Origin of the sequence: Enterobacter sp. JH25 (assembly GCF_021725435.1) — a bacterium.
In the GTDB taxonomy this organism is placed as follows: Bacteria; Pseudomonadota; Gammaproteobacteria; order Enterobacterales; family Enterobacteriaceae; genus Enterobacter; species Enterobacter intestinihominis.
Genome location: NZ_CP091319.1, coordinates 686862 through 706430, shown reverse-complemented (window position 1 = coordinate 706430; position 19569 = coordinate 686862). Strand labels below are relative to the sequence as shown.

At 54.6% G+C, this 19569-nt stretch carries 14 protein-coding genes and 1 pseudogene; 2 read left to right on the top strand and 13 right to left on the bottom strand.

Going from position 1 to position 19569, the window contains the following annotated elements; all coding sequences use genetic code 11:
* Nucleotides 1–91: 91 nt before the first annotated feature.
* Both kefC and kefF read right to left on the bottom strand, forming a co-directional pair.
* Complete coding sequence (gene kefC / locus L2Y28_RS03405) at nucleotides 92–1957, bottom strand: glutathione-regulated potassium-efflux system protein KefC (protein WP_022647016.1); 1866 nt, start codon at nucleotides 1955–1957, stop codon at nucleotides 92–94.
* On the bottom strand, nucleotides 1950–2480 hold the full coding sequence (gene kefF / locus L2Y28_RS03400) for a glutathione-regulated potassium-efflux system oxidoreductase KefF (RefSeq protein WP_022647015.1): 531 nt from the start codon (nucleotides 2478–2480) through the stop codon (nucleotides 1950–1952). The genes kefC and kefF overlap by 8 nt, the downstream gene beginning before the upstream one ends.
* Before the next feature lie 362 nt (nucleotides 2481–2842).
* On the opposite strand from kefF, the gene L2Y28_RS03395 reads away from it, so the two are divergent.
* Nucleotides 2843–5866, top strand: a complete 3024-nt coding sequence (locus tag L2Y28_RS03395; protein ID WP_369702455.1) for an autotransporter outer membrane beta-barrel domain-containing protein — start codon at nucleotides 2843–2845, stop codon at nucleotides 5864–5866.
* 49 nt (nucleotides 5867–5915) lie between these two features.
* Here L2Y28_RS03395 and L2Y28_RS03390 read toward each other — a convergent pair whose 3' ends face one another.
* The 10 genes and pseudogenes from L2Y28_RS03390 to L2Y28_RS25545 form a co-directional block, all read right to left on the bottom strand.
* On the bottom strand, nucleotides 5916–6149 hold the full coding sequence (locus L2Y28_RS03390; protein ID WP_003856439.1) for a YgdI/YgdR family lipoprotein: 234 nt from the start codon (nucleotides 6147–6149) through the stop codon (nucleotides 5916–5918).
* 182 nt (nucleotides 6150–6331) lie between these two features.
* Nucleotides 6332–9556: a carbamoyl-phosphate synthase large subunit gene (gene carB / locus L2Y28_RS03385; RefSeq protein WP_022647013.1), complete on the bottom strand. Its 3225-nt coding sequence runs from the start codon at nucleotides 9554–9556 to the stop codon at nucleotides 6332–6334.
* An 18-nt stretch (nucleotides 9557–9574) separates the two neighbouring features.
* Complete coding sequence (gene carA, locus L2Y28_RS03380; protein WP_022647012.1) at nucleotides 9575–10723, bottom strand: glutamine-hydrolyzing carbamoyl-phosphate synthase small subunit; 1149 nt, start codon at nucleotides 10721–10723, stop codon at nucleotides 9575–9577.
* A gap of 454 nt (nucleotides 10724–11177) precedes the next feature.
* Complete coding sequence (gene dapB, locus L2Y28_RS03375; protein WP_022647011.1) at nucleotides 11178–11999, bottom strand: 4-hydroxy-tetrahydrodipicolinate reductase; 822 nt, start codon at nucleotides 11997–11999, stop codon at nucleotides 11178–11180.
* Between the two features lie 205 nt (nucleotides 12000–12204).
* A complete protein-coding gene (ispH, locus tag L2Y28_RS03370; RefSeq protein WP_022647010.1) occupies nucleotides 12205–13155 on the bottom strand; it encodes a 4-hydroxy-3-methylbut-2-enyl diphosphate reductase in 951 nt (316 codons plus the stop codon).
* Nucleotide 13156: 1 nt separating this feature from the next.
* Nucleotides 13157–13606 carry an FKBP-type peptidyl-prolyl cis-trans isomerase gene (gene fkpB / locus L2Y28_RS03365; protein WP_022647009.1) on the bottom strand — a complete coding sequence of 150 codons (450 nt, stop codon included), beginning with the start codon at nucleotides 13604–13606 and terminating at the stop codon, nucleotides 13157–13159.
* Nucleotides 13607–13722: 116 nt separating this feature from the next.
* The gene (gene lspA, locus L2Y28_RS03360) at nucleotides 13723–14223 is read right to left on the bottom strand and encodes a signal peptidase II (protein WP_022647008.1); all 501 of its coding nucleotides are present in this window, start codon (nucleotides 14221–14223) and stop codon (nucleotides 13723–13725) included.
* Complete coding sequence (gene ileS / locus L2Y28_RS03355) at nucleotides 14223–17039, bottom strand: isoleucine--tRNA ligase (RefSeq protein ID WP_022647007.1); 2817 nt, start codon at nucleotides 17037–17039, stop codon at nucleotides 14223–14225. Before ileS ends, lspA begins: the two co-directional genes overlap by 1 nt.
* 45 nt (nucleotides 17040–17084) lie before the next feature.
* Nucleotides 17085–18011 (bottom strand): bifunctional riboflavin kinase/FAD synthetase, encoded by a 927-nt coding sequence (ribF, locus tag L2Y28_RS03350; RefSeq protein WP_022647006.1) that lies wholly within the window; start codon nucleotides 18009–18011, stop codon nucleotides 17085–17087.
* Nucleotides 18012–18018: 7 nt separating this feature from the next.
* A pseudogene (locus tag L2Y28_RS25545) lies at nucleotides 18019–18236 on the bottom strand (DUF2575 domain-containing protein).
* A gap of 101 nt (nucleotides 18237–18337) precedes the next feature.
* Between L2Y28_RS25545 and rpsT the strand changes: the two are divergent.
* Nucleotides 18338–18601, top strand: a complete 264-nt coding sequence (gene rpsT / locus L2Y28_RS03345; RefSeq protein ID WP_003856458.1) for a 30S ribosomal protein S20 — start codon at nucleotides 18338–18340, stop codon at nucleotides 18599–18601.
* Between the two features lie 58 nt (nucleotides 18602–18659).
* Here the strand turns inward: rpsT and nhaR are convergent, their stop codons facing one another.
* The gene (gene nhaR, locus L2Y28_RS03340) at nucleotides 18660–19559 is read right to left on the bottom strand and encodes a transcriptional activator NhaR (RefSeq protein ID WP_003856462.1); all 900 of its coding nucleotides are present in this window, start codon (nucleotides 19557–19559) and stop codon (nucleotides 18660–18662) included.
* Between the last annotated feature and the right edge of the window lie 10 nt (nucleotides 19560–19569).

Here is a 19569-nt window from a genome sequence, read left to right as displayed (position 1 = left end):
ATTGCCGCCACTATACGGAAAGCTTAATCTTTCGTCGACTGGCGGCAGGGTAAAGAATTAGAAATTTTTTAATATTGCTGGCAACTCCACTTCACGCAGAGGGTTTACTCTCCGGTTCATCCGCAGGATCGCCGGTATGCTTGCCCTCTTCCGTCCCTTGCCAGCCGTGGCGCTGAACCAGCGACAGGTGATTACGATCTTCGTTGATGATTTCCGTCAGCATGGTGCTGGTGCGTTTAAACACCGCTGCGCGTTCGGTTGCCGTACTGCTCGCCATCGCCACCATCTCTTCCACCATCTCATGGTTAAAGCGGCGGAACAGATCGGCACGTTCACGCGCTTCATACGCACCAAGCCCCAGACTTTCCAGCGCCATGCGGCCAGATTTGAGCGCCCCTTCGAAGGTTTCACGTTCAGGGGCTGCCACCCCCGCCTGACGCAGCTGGATGTAGTGATCCACATCGCGCGCACGGGAGATAATGGTCAGATGCGGAAAATGCTCTTTAACCAGCTCAACCATCTGCATGCTGGTCTCAGGATCGTCGATGGCGTTAATCAGCACCTCGGCTTTCGCCGCCCCGGCGGATTCCAGCAGGTCCGCCCGGGTCGCATCACCATAAAACACTTTCATATCGAATTTACGCAGCGTATCAACATGGTCAGGATCGTGATCGAGGATAACCATTTTCACACCGCTGGAGAGCAGTAAACGGCCGGCGATCTGCCCGAAGCGGCCAAATCCGGCGATGATCACGCGAGGCTGCTCCTCGTCGATCTCATCGGCTTCTCGCTCCTGTTCGCTTCCCGTTTTTTCCAGACGCGTCAGCAGCACCAGCAGAATTGGCGTTGCGGCCATCGACAGCGCGACCGCCAGCGTCAGCGCTTTTGCCCATTCCGGATCGAGTACATTTGCCATTTGCGCTGCGCCAAAGACCACGAAAGCAAACTCACTCCCCTGCCCCAACAGCACGGCAAACCAGCGGCGTTGCGGTTTTGGCACGTTTAACGGTCGGGCAATCAGCCACAGCATCGCCATTTTAATGACCAGGAAACCCACCAGCAGAATGATGATGCGCAGCGGGTGGGTTACCAGCGTCCCGAAGTCGATAGACATCCCGACGCCGATGAAAAACAGCCCAAGCAGCAATCCTTTAAACGGCTCGATATCGCTTTCCAGCGCGTGACGATATTCGGAGCTTGCCAGTAAGACCCCTGCGAGGAAAGCGCCCATCGCCATCGACAGCCCAGCCTCTTCAAGCAGCAATCCAAAACCAAACACCAGGAATAACGCAACGGCGCTGAATACTTCGCGCAGGCCAGAGCGAGCCACAAAGCGCAGCAACGGACGCGTTACGTAGCGCCCCAAAAGAATTACCAGCGCCAGCGCACCGACAACCTTCAGCGCAGATAAGGCAAATGCCCCCAGCGTCGTTGATGCGCCGCTGGTTGCCAGCAGCGGGATCATCGCTACCAGCGGGATGGCGGCAATATCCTGGAACAGCAGTACGGAGAAGGTGCTGCGCCCCATTTGCGAGACCGTCAGGTTACGTTCGTTCATTGCCTGCATGGCAATCGCCGTCGAGGAGAGCGCCAGCGTCATGCCAATCAGCTCTGCGACTTTCCACTCCATCCCCAGCAAAATGCAGAACCCGCCCAACAGCAGACCGCAGGCCAGCATTTGCAAAGCGCCACCGCCAAACACCGAGGCGCGCAGTTTCCACAGCCGCTGCGGATCCAATTCCAGGCCAATCACAAACAGCATCAGCACCACGCCGATTTCCGCAAAATGCAGGATTGACTCGGCATCCGTCACCAGCCGAAAGCCCCAGGGGCCAATCACACACCCGGCAATCAGATAGCCGAGCACCGAGCCCAGCCCCAGACGGACCGCCACGGGCACAATTAATGCCGCCGCGCCGAGGTAAATCAGCGCCTGTATCATCGTATGGCTATCCATTGTGCCCCTCCTGCCACTCGAGTAAGCGTTGTTTGTAGTGACGAGCCTGCGCCTGCAAGGTTTCATCGTCGCAGATAAAGGTACAGTGCATTGCAAAGGGCGGAAGCCAGTTCAGGCCACAGTAAAGGGCGGTAGCCTGAAGCGGCTGCGCCAGCACGTCAAATCCGGGGAAAGCGCCAATCTCAAAGTGGCTTTCACCCCCACCGGTGGTTACAGCCCACATCAGGCTTTTTCCCTGAAGCGCTTTGCCGTTGTGTCCGTATGCCCAACCGTGCGACAAGACTTTATCGATCCACAATTTCAGCAGCGGAGGTGTGCTGTACCACTGCATCGGATGCTGCCAGACGATCAGATCGGCACGAGAGAGCGCCTCCTGTTCGGCGGCGACATCGATACTGAAATCAGGATAGAGTTGATAGAGGGAACGTATCTCAACGTTTTCGAGCGTCCTTGCCTGCTCAAGCATCCGTTTATTCGCATGCGAATGTTGCGGATAGGGATGCGCATAAATTATCAGAACCATGAATATGCCTGTCTTTTACTTTTCTTGTAGCATTGAGTGTAGACAGTTACCACCCCGACTTAAAGGGGCTATCTAACGGTTAAAAGTAAAACGCAAGTATTGGCAACCCATCCCACCTTACCAGCGACAGTGGCGCTAAACACGAAGAGCGATACGCGAGACAAATTCATCCTACAAAATAGTTATGGCCATTCATATTATCAACAGATATTTTTAGCGAAACTTAAGTCATTATTTAATAAATCAACCTGTACATAACCCATTGAAAAAATAATAATTTTATGCTTTTTTGTTTTAAGCTCACGCTTTAAGACGGACTAAATACGTTTTACGCACGTTATCTAATGTTCCTTCTCACTCAAATGGATGTGTACATGAGCAACAATTTCTTTAGATTAAATCATACAACCAAAACTCTTGGAAAGATATTTCCTGCCTTGTTGATATGCACCCCTGCGGTTGCATTTTCTGCAACGATTGACCAATCAACTTCTGTTCCTCAAGATTTCTCAGCCGATGCTGAATATATTATTAATAAAAACGTGACGATCTCCTCCGCCGGTAGTGAAGCGGCGGTATCGGTCTCTGGGTTTGCTCTCACCAATGTCACTAACGAAGGGAATATTTCTGGCACGGGAAATGGCCTGAATATAAATACTGGTGTACAGCGCATTGTAATTAATAACGACATCGGCGCAACCATTTCCTCCACCACCGCGAATGCGGTGAATATTCAGTCACTACTCGGTGATTTTAATAACAGTGGAAACATTACTGGCTCGGAAAATGGCATTTTTGTCAGTGAAAACTCCTCCGCAGTAAATATTACCAATACCAGTACCGGAACGATAAAAGGAAAAACAGGTCTTAGTACTCAGGTTGGCATTGGCATTAATAACAGTGGCGAAATTATCGGTACAAACGGTGATGCTATTACGGCAAATGATGGCAACACTAAGATTTTTAACAGTGCCACTGTGCAGGGAACCCAGTACGGAATCAATGTAAAAGATACAGCAAAATTAGATATCAAAAATAGCGGAACGATTAGTGGTGAAACAAACGCTATTATGTTTGCCAGCGATAAAAATAACACGCTACTGCTCGACACTGGCTCCAACCTCATCGGTGACGTAATATCCACAAATTCCAGAGGAAATACCCTGACGTTGATCGGCACCGGTACGGAAGACAGTAACTTCGTGGGTCTGAATGAAGGCGACGGTTTTGCCAGCGTAAAAATGGAGGGTGAAAGCTGGGCACTGTCGGGCGATCTCGACATTATTGGCTCTGGCGACTCCTTGCTGATAGAGACTGGCGCGTTAACCCTGTCGGGTGCGGTATCGAATACCGGTAATACGCGGGTGGCCAAAGACGCCTCGCTGCAACTGGGCGATGGCGAAAAAACTGCGACGCTCAGCGGTGGGCTCACCAACAATGGTACCGTCATTTTTAATCAGGGTAGCGATTTCACTTTCGCCACCGACATGACCGGTAGCGGTAACGTCGAAAAAGTTGATTCCAACACGCTGACCCTGACAGGCAAAAATAGCTATACAGGGAATACGGTTCTGCACGGTGGCACCACGCTGGTCTCCACCGGAGCAACGCTCGGCGTCAAGGGCAGTAACGCCACCGTTACCGTTGAAAACGGCGCGACCTTTGCCACCGCAGGCGAAGTGAACAACAACATCGCGATTCTTAGCGGCGGTACGCTGGCGGCATGGAATGCAGTCCAGGGTAACTCCACGCTCAGCGCTTCCGGTGTTGATACCATCAACGGCAACGTGGCTAATGGCGGCACGCTGTTGCTGAGTGCGGCTGATAATAGCGTTGGCAATAATTTTACGATTAATGGCGACTACACCGGCTCTGACGGTAGCCAGATTGTGATGAACAGCACTCTGGGTGAAGATAACTCACCAACTGACCACCTCACCATTACGGGCAGCAGCTTCGGTCAGTCCGGCGTCAGCATTACCAACATTGGCGGCGCAGGCGCGCAAACCATTAACGGTATGGAAATTGTCAGCATTGGCGGCAGTTCCGAAGCCCAGCTGACGCTGGCAAAACCGGTCGTCGCAGGCGCCTGGGAATATAACCTCTACCAGCACAGTGACGGAAACTGGTATCTGGAATCAAAGGCGACGCCTTCTGATGATCCTTCCGACGACACCGATGACGGTGGCAATAATGATGACGGCGGTAACACCGATGACGGTGGCAACACCGATAATGGTGGTAACACCGATGACGGTGGTAACGCCGATGATGGTGGTAACACCGACAACGGCGGCAACACTGACAACGGCGGCAACACTGACAACGGCGGCAACACCGATAACGGCGGCAACACCGATAACGGCGGTAACACCGATAACGGTGGTAACACCGACAACGGCGGCAACACCGATAACGGCGGCAACACCGATAACGGCGGTAACAGTGCCCCGGAAGTTATGGCACCTGAAGTGGGTGCTTACTTAGGTAACTACCTTGCCGCGCAGAGCATGTTCCTGCATAAGCGCGACGATCGCGACCAGCTCACTTTCCGCAATGAAGACGATCTGAACACCTGGATGTACGTTAAGGGTCGCTATCATGAGAACGATGCGGGTGGCGATAAAGTCAGCTACGACACCACCACCACCGTTCTGCAAGTCGGCAGCGATTTCATGAGCAAGCCAATGGATAACGGCATCCTGCGTGCCGGTGGTATGTTCGGTGCAGGCCAGGCGAAGACCCACTCTGATGCGAAGCACAACGTGCGTGACGCACAGGGTAAAGTTGATGGCTTTAATGTTGGGCTGTACGCCACCTGGCAGGAAGATCAGAAATTACGTCTGGGCAGCTACGTTGATACCTGGGCCGCTTATAGCTGGTACAACAACAAAGTCACCAGCAATCGTAACGATGAAGATTACGATAGCGAAGGTTTCGCCGCGTCTGTTGAAGTCGGCCACGCGTGGGTTATCCAGTCTGAAAATGAACGTACATGGAAGATCGAGCCACAGGCGCAGGTGATCTACAGCTATCTCGATCAGGAAAATCACACCGATCGCGACGGCGTACGCGTAACCACGCTGGACAATGACAGCGTCTTTGGTCGTCTTGGCGTTAAAGCAAGCTACTTCCAGCAGAAGGACGTCAATGCCTGGCAGCCATACGTCGCAGTTAACTGGTTGAAAGGTGCTGGTCAAAACGATCTGGCATTCAACGACGAAACCGTCAGCAACGATACGCCAGAAGATCGTGGTCAGTTAGAGCTGGGCGTAACCGGCAACCTGAACGAAACCACAACGATCTCCCTGCGTGCCAGCGGTGAGTGGGGTGAAAACAGCTATGCCGCTTACGGCGGTCATATTTTGTTAAACCATCGCTGGTAATCGATCATTCTGACGCAAAAAAAGCAGTGGCATGTGCCACTGCTTTTTTTTAGTTATCCAGCTCACCCATTGATTTAACCTGGTCACGGTTTATCTGTTCAGTTTGACCGGTTTCGGCGTTTTTGTACGATACCAGACCGGTATCGTCATCCACCTGCGGTTTCCCGTCAGTAACGATAGTTTTACCATCGGTGGTTTTTACGGCCTGATTTGACGAACAGCCCGCCACGGTGAACATTGCAGTGGCAGCCAGAACGGAAGCGATCAGTAGTTTATTTTGCATGGTGTTTTCCCCTGCTCTCAGTTGAATTTTCGTTATCGACCTAACCATTTTAGGCTAACTGACTGAAAGCGGATGAAAAACCAGAAGGTTCTTAAGATGGGTAAAGAAAACCGTAGGGCGGGTAAGCGAAGCGCCACCCGCCACTTGCCCGGCGGCGCTAACGCTTGCCGGGCCTACGCAGATTACTTGCTAATCTGAGCGTGCATTTCCTGCACCGAAATCACCTTCTCGGTGGCATCCGCATTCAGCGCCATGGCCGTCGCGAAACCGCCGTTCAGGGTGGTGTCGTAATGCACTTTATACTGGAGCGCGCTGCGGCGAATCAGCTTGGAGTCTTCAATCGCCTGGCGACCTGCGGTGGTGTTGATGATGTAGGTGTACTCACCATTCTTGATACGGTCCTGAATGTGCGGACGACCTTCATGCACCTTGTTCACCAGACGCGGGTTGATCCCAGCTTCACCCAGCACAATTGCCGTGCCGTGGGTTGCATCCAGCTCGAAGCCCTGTTTAAGCAGCTTGGCGGCCAGGTCAACCACGCGCTCTTTATCGCCTTCGCGAACGGAGAGCAGCGCACGGCCCGATTTTCTCATGGTGGAGCTGCTGCCCAGCTGTGCCTTGGCAAACGCTTCTGCGAAGGTGCGGCCCACGCCCATCACTTCCCCGGTAGAGCGCATCTCTGGCCCTAACAGTGGGTCAACGCCCGGGAATTTGTTGAACGGCAGCACCACCTCTTTCACCGAGTAGTACGGCGGGATGATTTCTTTCGTGACGCCCTGCTGAGTCAGCGTCTGGCCAGCCATCACGCGCGCCGCCACTTTCGCCAGCGGAATACCGGTCGCTTTAGAGACGAACGGTACGGTACGTGCCGCACGCGGGTTGACTTCAATCAGATAAACTTCGTTGTCTTTCACTGCGAACTGGACGTTCATCAGGCCGCGAACCTGTAGCTCGAAGGCCAGCTTCTGCACCTGCTGACGCATCACATCCTGAATCTCCTGGCTCAGGGTGTACGCAGGAAGAGAACATGCGGAGTCACCGGAGTGCACACCAGCCTGCTCGATGTGCTCCATAATGCCGCCAATCAGCACCATTTCGCCGTCGCAGATAGCGTCAACGTCGACTTCAACCGCGTCGTCGAGGAAGCGGTCGAGCAGCACTGGCGCATCGTTGGAAACGCTCACCGCCGTCTGGAAGTAGCGACGCAGGTCGGCTTCGTCATAGACGATTTCCATCGCACGGCCGCCCAGTACGTAGGATGGACGCACCACCAGCGGGTAACCAATCTCTTTCGCTTTCTCAACGGCCATTTCAATCGCGGTCACGGTGGCGTTCGCCGGCTGTTTCAGCTTGAGACGATCAACTGCCTGCTGGAAACGCTCGCGGTCTTCCGCACGGTCAATAGCGTCCGGGCTGGTGCCGATGACCGGCACACCTGCTGCTTCCAGCGCACGCGCCAGCTTCAGCGGAGTCTGGCCGCCATACTGCACGATCACGCCTTTCGGCTTCTCGATGCGCACGATTTCAAGCACGTCTTCCAGCGTAACCGGCTCGAAGTAGAGGCGGTCGGAAGTGTCGTAGTCGGTCGAGACGGTTTCCGGGTTACAGTTGACCATGATGGTCTCGTAACCGTCTTCGCGCAGCGCCAGCGAGGCATGCACGCAGCAGTAGTCGAACTCAATGCCCTGGCCGATACGGTTTGGACCGCCGCCCAGCACCATAATCTTGTCGCGGTCGACGGACGGGTTCGCCTCGCACTCGTCTTCATAGGTGGAGTACATGTACGCGGTATCGGTCGAGAACTCTGCCGCACAGGTGTCCACGCGCTTGTAAACCGGGTGCAGGTCATACTGGTCGCGCAGCTTGCGGATCTCCGCTTCACGTACGCCCGCCAGTTTAGCCAGACGCGCATCGGCGAAGCCTTTACGCTTCAGCATGCGCAGGAAGTCTGCGTCCAGGCCGTTGATGCCCAGCTCTGCCACTTTCTCTTCCAGACGCACCAGCTCTTCAATCTGCACCAGGAACCAGCGGTCGATGTTAGTCAGGTTAAATACGCCGTCGACAGAGAGGCCCGCACGGAAGGCATCGGCGATGTACCAGATACGCTCTGCGCCCGCGTCTTTCAGCTCGCGGCGGATTTTGGTCAGTGCTTCCGGGTCGTCCAGGCTGACTTTCGGGTCAAAGCCGGTCGCGCCCACTTCCAGGCCACGCAGCGCTTTTTGCAGGGATTCCTGCTGCGTGCGGCCAATCGCCATGACTTCACCAACGGATTTCATCTGGGTAGTCAGACGGTCGTTCGCGCCGGCGAATTTCTCGAAATTAAAGCGAGGAATTTTGGTCACAACGTAGTCGATGGACGGTTCGAAGGACGCTGGCGTGCGGCCACCGGTGATGTCGTTCATCAGCTCGTCAAGGGTGTAACCCACCGCCAGTTTCGCCGCCACTTTCGCAATCGGGAAGCCGGTGGCTTTGGAGGCCAGCGCGGAGGAACGGGACACGCGCGGGTTCATTTCGATAACAATCAGACGGCCGGTTTTCGGGTTCACCGAGAACTGCACGTTCGAGCCGCCGGTTTCCACGCCGATTTCACGCAGTACCGCCATCGAGGCGTTACGCATGATTTGGTACTCTTTGTCGGTCAGCGTCTGAGCTGGCGCAACGGTGATGGAGTCGCCGGTGTGGATCCCCATCGCGTCGAAGTTTTCGATGGAGCAGACGATGATGCAGTTGTCGTTTTTATCACGCACCACTTCCATCTCGTACTCTTTCCAGCCAATCAGCGATTCATCAATCAGCAGCTCTTTGGTTGGGGAGAGATCCAGACCGCGTTCGCAAATCTCTTCGAACTCTTCGCGGTTGTAGGCGATACCGCCGCCGGTGCCGCCCATAGTGAATGATGGACGGATGATGCACGGATAGCCCACGTCAGCCGCGACGGCCAGCGCTTCTTCCATGTTGTGTGCGATACCGGAACGCGCGGTGTCGAGGCCAATTTTTTTCATTGCCACGTCGAAGCGACGACGGTCTTCTGCTTTATCAATCGCGTCGGCGGTTGCCCCAATCATGGTCACGCCGAACTCTTCCAGCACACCCTGACGCTCCAGCTCCAGTGCACAGTTCAGCGCCGTCTGGCCACCCATGGTCGGCAGCACCGCATCCGGACGCTCTTTCTCGATAATTTTGCGTACCACTTCCCAGTGAATCGGCTCGATGTAGGTCGCATCTGCCATTTCCGGGTCGGTCATGATAGTGGCCGGGTTAGAGTTGACCAGGATGACGCGGTAACCCTCTTCACGCAGGGCTTTACACGCCTGCGCACCGGAGTAGTCAAATTCGCAGGCCTGGCCGATCACGATCGGGCCAGCGCCAAGGATCAGGATGCTTTTTATGTCTGTACGTTTTGGCATGGTCTTCTCAGCTCCTGATTATTTAGCAGTCTTACGGTATTGCTCGATAAGTTCGATGAAGTGATCGAACAGCGGCGCGGCATCGTGTGGGCCCGGGCTGGCTTCAGGGTGGCCCTGGAAGCTGAACGCAGGCTTATCGGTGCGATGGATACCCTGCAAGGTACCATCGAACAGTGACTTATGCGTCACACGCAGGTTAGCGGGCATCGTCGCTTCATCCACAGCGAAGCCGTGGTTCTGCGCGGTGATCATTACCGTGTTGTTGTCGATATCTTTCACCGGGTGGTTACCACCATGGTGGCCGAACTTCATCTTGACGGTGTTCGCTCCGCTCGCCAGCGCCAGCAGCTGATGGCCGAGACAGATGCCGAATACCGGGATATCGGTTTCAAGGAAGTACTTAATGGCGTCGATAGCGTAGTCACACGGCGCCGGGTCGCCAGGACCGTTAGAGAGGAAGATACCGTCCGGGTTCATCTTCAGAACATCTTCCGCAGACGTTTGTGCCGGGACGACCGTCAGGCGGCAGCCACGGTCAACCAGCATACGCAGGATGTTGCGCTTGGCACCAAAATCGTAGGCCACCACGTGGAACGGCAGCTCGCTTTCCGGTTTCGCTTCCGGCAGGTCGCCTTCCAGCGTCCAGCTTCCCTGCGTCCAGCTGTAGGCTTCTGTGGTAGTCACTTCTTTCGCCAGGTCCATCCCGTTCAGGCCCGGGAAGGCTTTCGCTTTTTCCAGCGCCAGCGCCGCATCGAGGTTGTCCCCTGCGATGATGCAGCCATTTTGTGCACCCTTCTCGCGCAGCAGACGCGTCAGCTTACGGGTATCGATATCGGCAATCGCCACAATGTTATGGCGCTTCAGGTAAGAAGAGAGGTCTTCGGTGTTGCGGAAGTTGCTGGCAATCAGCGGCAGGTCGCGAATGACCAGGCCTTGCGCATGTACCTGAGAGGATTCTTCGTCAGCCGCATTGGTGCCGACATTGCCGATATGAGGATAAGTAAGAGTAACGATTTGGCGAGAATAGGAAGGATCAGTGAGGATTTCTTGATAACCGGTCATTGAAGTATTGAAAACGACTTCCCCAACCGCCGAACCCGTTGCCCCTATGGCCCGACCGATAAACTGGGTTCCGTCTTCCAGAACCAATAGCGCTGACTTAATCAAAACACCCTCCAGAGAATATTCACTCACTTTATTTGCATATTAATTCATAACCATGTCATGGATCAATGCAAATGTGTTGCCAGCGGATTTTTGGCAAACGGCGGCATTCTGGGGATTTGCCATGTAAAAGTCAACTTAAAACGGGGATTTAGTTTATTCTTTTGCAGGCCTGATGGCTTGATTTCAAATTAAGCGGCAAAAAGATCAACTAAATCACTGTGGAAATCGCTTGCGCAGGCAGTTTAAAAGAAACAATCGTCTCGCGGGAATAAAAAGTGGACCAGATGGTCAAAATTTACAGTACAGCAACATAAAATAGCATGAAAACACTTACTTTAAATGAGTTAAATGCAATAATCCTTTTAAATAGTCAAAATAAAAGGGCAATAAAATATTGCCCTATGCAATCAAACAGTTACGACTGCAATAACCACATCACGATGGGTAATAACGCTTACAAATTGTTGAGTTCGAGCACATCTCGCATGTCAAAAAGACCATTTGGCTTACCTTTTAGCCACAGTGCGGAGCGTACCGCCCCGTTTGCAAACGTCATGCGGCTGGATGCTTTATGTGTGATTTCGACCCTTTCACCAATATCGGCGAACATAGCGGTATGTTCGCCGACGATATCACCCGCGCGAACGGTGGCAAAACCAATGGTGCCAGGCACGCGCTCGCCAGTGTGACCTTCGCGAGAATAGACCGCGATGTCTTTCAAATCTTTATCCATTGCATAAGCAATCGCTTCGCCCATCGCCAGCGCCGTGCCAGATGGGGCATCGACTTTATGGCGGTGGTGCGCTTCAATAATCTCAATGTCGGTATAGTCGCCCATCACCTTCGCTGCCTTTTCCAGCAGTTTCAGCATAACGTTAACGCCTACGCTAAAGTTCGCGGCGAAGACAATTGCAATGTCGGCGGCTGCTTCCTGAATGGCCTGTTTACCGGCATCATCGAAACCGGTGGTGCCAATCACCATCCCTTTACCGTGCTGGCGGCAAAACGCCAGGTGAGTCAAAGTGCCTTCCGGACGGGTAAAGTCGATGAACACGTCAAAGTCTTCTTTCACCGCCTCCAGGTTGCTCTGCACGGTAACGCCTGTCTTGCCCGCGCCTGCCAGTTCGCCCGCATCGGAGCCCAGCAGGGATGAACCTTCACGCTCCAGCGCCGCGCCAAGTGCCACGCCATCCATCTGTAGTGCCGCCTGAATCAGCTGGCGACCCATACGTCCACCCGCGCCCGCAATGGCGACACGGATCTGTGCATCATGCATAGTTATTCTCTTACGTTAAAATGATGTAAACCGTTTTCAGATTAACCAGCCTTCGCTAAGGCTGCCAACTGAAAACACCAATAATTAGAATTTAACGTGAAACCGACTCAGATATCAGTAAAAGACATGATTTTGTCGTCACGATAAGATACGAAGCAAAAAAAAGGCCAGCACAGAAGGTGCTGGCCTTTCATCAGAAAAGAAATTATTCCACTTCGCGGGCGTCGATTCGCAGCTCTTTCGGCACTTCAAAGACAATGTTCTCTTCACGGCCTTCCAGCGGCACCGCTTCGCCACCACCCAGCTCTTGCAGGCGGGCAATGACGTTTTGCACCAGAATATCCGGCGCTGAAGCACCTGCGGTAACACCGACGCAGGCCGCGTTTTTCACCCACGCTTCCTGAATGTCCGTTGCGTCGTCGATCAGAAACGCCGCTTTCCCCATACGCTGCGCCAGTTCGGCCAGACGGTTAGAGTTAGAGGAGTTTTTTGAACCGACCACCAGCACCACGTCCGCCTGTTCAGCCAACGCGCGCACGGCTTCCTGACGGTTGGTGGTTGCGTAGCAGATATCATCTTTGCGCGGCCCGACGATTTTTGGGAAGCGCTGGCGCAGGGCGTCAATCACGTCTGAGGTGTCGTCCACGGAAAGCGTCGTCTGGGTCATAAACGACAGACGCGCTTCGTTTTTCACATTCAGCGTAAAAACGTCTTCCGGCGACTCAACCAGATACATACCCCCTTCCGGGTTGCTGTACTGACCCATGGTGCCTTCAACTTCCGGGTGACCGGCATGGCCAATCAGAATCGACTCTTCACCACGACGGCTTGCACGCGCCACTTCCATATGCACCTTGGTCACTAACGGACAGGTGGCATCGAATACGGTCAGATCGCGGCTTTTGGCTTCGTTACGTACGGCCTGGGATACGCCGTGCGCGGAGAAGATGAGGATTGCGCCGTCCGGCACTTCGCTGATCTGCTCGATAAAAATCGCACCGCGCTCGCGCAGGCTGTCGACCACGTAGCGGTTGTGCACCACTTCGTGACGCACGTAAATCGGCGCGCCGTAAATCTCCAGCGCATTTTCAACAATGCTGATAGCGCGGTCTACACCGGCGCAAAAACCGCGCGGGTTAGCCAACAGGATCTGCATCTCAGTCCTCCAGCGCCGGATCGATCTCCAGCACTTCTACATCAAAATGAACGGTACGCCCGGCAAGCGGATGGTTGAAGTCAACGGTGATGGAATCCCCGTTGATTTCGCGGATCACGCCAGGCATTTCGCTGCCGTCCATAGCGGTAAAGAGCATAATCGCCCCGATCTCCGGTTCACCCGCATCCATAAACTCACGGCGCGAGAAGTACTGAATCAGATCCGGGCTTGGCACACCGAATGCCGCATCCGGCTCCAGTGAGAACGCTTTTTTCTCACCCTCTTTCAGCCCGAGAAGCTGTTGTTCGAGGCCTTCAGACAGGGAGGTGTCGCCCAGACGAAACAGCGCCGGTTTGCCATTGTTGCGGGTGGACTCGGCCGTGGAGCCGTCATCCAGCTTCAGCGTGAAATGAACGAGAACCGCGCTGTTGCTCTGTACGGATTTAGACATGCAAATTGCTCGCTTGTTTTGGGTCACCTGTTGCCCGGTGGCGCTACGCTTACCGGGCCTACGGGGGCCACAAATTCTGTAGGCCGGGATCGCTACGCGTCACCCGGCTGGTTTTGTTACGCCTGCTCTTTCGCGGCCGGTTTAGGCAAGAAGCCTTCCAGCACGATTAACGCTGCACCAACGCATATTGCGCTATCGGCGAGGTTAAAGGTCGCAAAGTGCCAGTTGCCGACGTAGAAGTCGATCATATCGACTACAAAGCCGTGCCACAGGCGGTCAAACAGGTTACCCAGTGCGCCACCAATGATCAGCGCGTAGGCGATGTTATTCAGCTTTTGCGTGGCCTTCGAGCGGTACATCAGCACCGCGAGCACGACGCAGATACCCATTGCGATACCTGCGAAGAACCAACGCTGCCAGCCACCGCTGTCGGCAAGGAAACTAAACGCCGCGCCGTAGTTGCGGGCGTAGTGCAGGTTAAGCGACGGGAACAGCGGGACCGTATCCCCCAGAGCGAAATTCTGGAGGATCAGGAACTTGCTGCCCAAATCAATAATCAGCACCACTACCACCAGCCACAGCCAGCGCAGTCCTGTTGAACAGAGAGTTTTACTCATCAGGCAAACTTACGTTTTTCGCCGTCGCCGGCGACGTTGCTTACACAGCGTCCGCAGATGTCTGCGTGTTCCGCCACCTGGCCGACATCGGTAGTGTAATGCCAGCAACGCGGGCATTTTTCACCATCGGCTTTGCTCAGTGCGACCTTCAGTCCTTTGAGCAGTTCGCTCTGCTGAGCATCAGCAGATGCCTCGGCATAATCCGCAACTTTCGCACCGGAGGTCAACAGGACAAATCGTAATTCATCGCCCAGCGCGGTCAGCTTCGCGGCCAGCTCAGGCTCTGCGTACAGGGTCACCGTCGCTTCCAGAGAGCCACCGACTTTCTTGTCAGCGCGCGCCTGCTCGATAACCTTGTTCACTTCGCCACGCACTTTCAGCAGCTCGTCCCAGTAGGCGTCGTTCATTGCTTCAGTGCTGGAGAGGTCGAACAGACCTTCGTACCACTCGCCGGTGAAGACATACTTCTCACGTTCGCCCGGCAGGTAACCCCAGATTTCATCTGCGGTGAAGGACATGATCGGCGCCATCCAGCGTACCAGCGCCTCTGCGATGTGGAACAGCGCGGTCTGGCAGCTACGACGCGCCACGCTGTCCGCTTTCGCGGTGTACTGGCGGTCTTTGATGATGTCGAGATAGAACGACCCCATCTCAATGGAGCAGAAGCGCATCAAGCGCTGCACCACTTCGTGGAAGTCGTAAGACTCATAGGCTTTCAGAATATCTTCCTGTGCCGCTTTCGCGCAGCCTACCGCCCAGCGATCGAGCACCACCATCTCTTCCGGCTTCACCATGTCTTTTACCGGATCAAACCCGTTCAGGTTCGCCAGCAGGAAGCGCGCAGTGTTACGGATACGACGATAGCTGTCAGCAGCACGTTTCAGGATCTCGTCAGACACCGCCATTTCGCCCGTGTAGTCGGTGGATGCCACCCACAGGCGTAGAATATCCGCGCCCAGCTTGTTCATCACGTCCTGCGGAGAAACGGTGTTACCGATGGATTTGGACATCTTACGGCCCTGACCATCCACGGTGAAGCCGTGGGTCAGTACCTGGCGGTAAGGTGCTTTGCCCTTCATGGCGGTGGAGATCATCAGGGATGACATGAACCAGCCGCGGTGTTGGTCGGAGCCTTCCAGATACATGTCGGCAGCGTGACCGGCGAACTCAGGGCGCACGTCAACCACGGAGGAGTGGGTAGACCCGGAGTCGAACCACACGTCCAGGGTATCCGGCACTTTCTCGTAGTTGTCCGCGTCAGCGCCCAGGATGTCACGGGAATCGAGATCCCACCACGCCTGAATGCCGTCAACTTCAACGCGCTTAGCCACCTCTTCCATCAGTTCCAGGGTGTTCGGGTGCAGTTCCTGCGTCTCTTTATGCACGAACAGCGACATCGGCACGCCCCAGGTGCGCTGACGGGAGATACACCAGTCAGGACGGTTAGCCACCATGGATTCGATACGCGCCTGGCCCCAGTCCGGGATCCACTGCACGCCTTTGATCTCTTTCAGAGACTGCTCGCGCAGGCCTTTCTGGTCCATGCTGACGAACCACTGCGGGGTCGCACGGAAGATAATCGGGGTCTTATGGCGCCAGCAGCACGGATAGCTGTGCTGCATTTTCTCAACGTGCAGCAGCGCGCCGCTGGTGCGAAGCATGTCAACGATGATGTCGTTGGCTTTAAAGACGTTGATACCGTCCAGCGCCGGGTAGGTGCCAGGCAGGTAAGAGCCATCCGGACCGACCGGGTTGGCGATTTCCAGACCGTATTTCAGGCTGATGTTGTAGTCGTCAGGACCGTGGCCGCCGGCGGTATGCACCGCACCGGTACCGGCGTCCAGCGTGACGTGGTCGCCCAGGATCGCCGGAACGTCGAAGTCCAGGAACGGGTGTTTGAAGCGCATCAGCTCCAGCGCGTCGCCTTTTACGGTACCCAGCACGCTGTAATCAGTGATGTTCGCGCGTTTAAGCACGCTTTCAACCAGATCTTTTGCCAGGATAACCGCGCGACCATCAATTTGTACCAGCGCGTACTCAAACTCACCGGACAGGGAAATGGCACGGTTGGCTGGTAACGTCCACGGGGTGGTGGTCCAGATAACCAGCGAGACTGGACCGCTTACGCCTGGCAGGCCAAATTTAGCTTTGATCGCATCCTGATCGACCGCTTCGAACGCCACGTCGATAGAAGGCGAGGTTTTGTCGTAATACTCTACTTCCGCTTCTGCCAGCGCAGAACGGCAGTCCACGCACCAGTGCACCGGCTTAGCGCCTTTATGCAGGTGACCGTTGCCGATGATTTTACCCAGCGCACGGATAATGTTGGCTTCGGTTTTGAAGTCCATGGTCAGGTACGGGTGCGACCAGTCGCCCAGCACGCCCAGACGGATGAAGTCAGCGCGCTGACCGTCTACCTGGGTGGCAGCGTATTCGCGGCATTTCGCGCGGAACTCTGCGGCGGTGAACTTCTCACCCGGCTTACCGTACTCTTGCTCCACTTTCAGCTCGATTGGCAGACCATGGCAGTCCCAGCCCGGAACATAAGGCGAGTCATATCCCGCGAGTCCTTTGGACTTCACGATAATGTCTTTCAGAATCTTGTTTACAGAGTGACCAATATGAATGCTGCCATTCGCATAGGGAGGGCCATCATGCAGAATGAAGGTTTTTTTGCCTTTTTTGGCTGCACGAATGATGCCGTACAGGTCATCATCAGTCCAACGCGCCAGCATTCCCGGTTCGCGCTTGGCGAGATCGCCGCGCATCGGGAACCCTGTTTCCGGCAAATTCAGGGTTGATTTATAGTCACTCATCAGATTCTCGGTTCCGTATTTATCACGTAGGCAGTTAAGCCGGTTCTAAAGCCCAAAAAACTCGCGGGCCGTTAATTCATCTCGCGCGATTTGCGCCTTAAGTTCATCCAGCGAAGCGAATCGCTGTTCATTGCGTATTTTTTTACGCAGTATCACATCTATATGGCGACCGTAGAGGTCCATTACAACGTCCAGCAGGTGTACTTCTAACTGTTGACGCACACCGGAAACCGTTGGACGTGTACCAATGTTGGCAACACCGTAGAAAGGCTTCTCACCCAGTCCTGCCACTTCCACCGCATAGACCCCTTTAACCGGGGAGACCTGACGACGCAGCGGTATATTCGCCGTCGGAAAACCTATCGTGCGGCCCAGCGCATCGCCATGGACCACACGACCTGAAATTGTGAACGGATGACCCAGCAGCGTTTCTGCCGTGTCCAGTTCATCGTTCGCCAGAGCCTGACGTACCGCCGTGCTGCTGACGCGCACCCCGCCCTCACAGAAGGTCATCGTACTGGTGACGTCAAACCCGTACTCCAGGCCAGCCTTCTGTAATAACAAGAAATCGCCCTGACGACCAGCGCCAAAGCGGAAATCATCGCCCACGGCGAGAAACTGCACGCCAAGCTGCCTGACCAACAGATCGCTGACAAAGTTTTGTGCGGTCAGCGCGGCAAACCGACGGTCGAAGCGTACGCACAGGACGTAGTCCACGCCGGACTCCGCCAGGTAGCGTAACTTCTCACGCAGACGCGTCAGCCGCGCGGGGGATTTCTCGCCAGCAAACAGCTCCAGCGGCTGCGGTTCGAAAATCATCACCACAACGGGCAGGCCACGCGCCTCCCCTTCTTTACGCAATCCCTGCAACAGCGCCCGATGCCCACGATGCACGCCGTCAAAATTACCAATGGTCAGTACGCACCCGTGCGGGGCTTGACTGAGATTATGTATGCCGCGTATCAGCTTCATGACTGGCTCAAAACAGTGAAAATCGCCAAAGTATACCTTGTACGGCGGTTAAGGTTAACCGGCGATTGTTCACGCGAAACAGAAAGCCGTATGATTTCATCAGGCTGACCTTTCACAGCAAAAAAATCTGCCCGAGAACTGCGATTTTTATGCCGAAAGGCTGTATTCACGAAAGACAAGCTGGTAGAATCCTGCGCCATCACTACGTAACGTAGCGTCGCTCATTAACGGCGCTTATTTGCACAAATCCATTGACAAAAGAAGGCAAAGAGGGCATATTCCTCGGCCTTTGAATTGTCCACATAGAACATATTTGGGAGTTGGACTTGGCTAATATCAAATCAGCTAAGAAACGTGCCGTTCAGTCTGAAAAGGCTCGTAAGCACAACGCAAGCCGTCGCTCTATGATGCGTACTTTCATCAAGAAAGTATACGCAGCAATCGAAGCAGGCGACAAAGCTGCAGCGCAGAACGCATTTAACGAAATGCAACCAATCGTGGATCGTCAGGCTGCTAAAGGTCTGATCCACAAAAACAAAGCAGCGCGTCATAAAGCAAACCTGACCGCGCAGATCAACAAACTGGCTTAATCGCTACTTGTTGTTGCTTGTTTGAAAGAACCCGCTTAACGCGGGTTTTTTTATGTCTTCAGATTGCCGGCGGCGTAAACAGCGCCGAGTAGTCGCGGTTGCAGATTCGCTGCACCGCCGGGTGCTGAATCATCCTTTCGGCGAATATGGCGTGATACTCTTCCATCACGTTATCCACCCTGCCAATCTCGGTAATCTTGTCGTCTGAATAGAGATCGTGCGCGTACAGCGTCGGGGCAACGAAGATAGCGTTGTGCGCCTCGCCAAAAGCCTTCATCAAAGCCGCATCGTCGAACTCACCGAGGATCTCCACGTTCAGCCCCTGCGAGTTAAACCAGTTCAGCAGCTTACGTCCGAGCATAGACCGCCTACCCGGCACCAGCAGGCGGCGCTCTTCCAGGCAAGCAGGAAACGGTTTTTCCGGCGGCGGATTAATGCACCAGAAACTGACGCCGCATTCGCCAATTTTCACCGAGAACAAGCCTTCCTGCTGCGTGGAGTCGATTGGGCAGTCCGAGATAATCATATCCAGCTTATGCTGGCTCAGCTGTTCCAGCAGCATCTCGTGAGTGGACTCAAAGCAGCGTAAATGAATCTGTTCATCTTCCACCACCGCCGCATCCAGCACACCGCTTACCAGCCGTTTGGACAACGCATCCGCCACGCCCACGTCAAAGAGCAGGTTCGACTCTTTGCGATAGTTAACGATATCCAGCATCTCCTGGCTCAGGGTGAACATCTTGTCCGCATAGCGGAACACCAGTTCGCCCAGCTCGCTCGGCTCAATGCCACGTCCTTTCCGCTTAAAAAGCTTGCCCTGTAAGCGCTCTTCCAGGGCTTTGATTTGCCCGGTAATAGTTTGTGGTGTCAGGTAGAGCGCCTCTGCCGCTCCCACGACCGAGCCCTGCTTGTAGACATGCCAGAAGTAATAGAGATGGTTATAGTTCAAATGAGACATCACGTTTTCA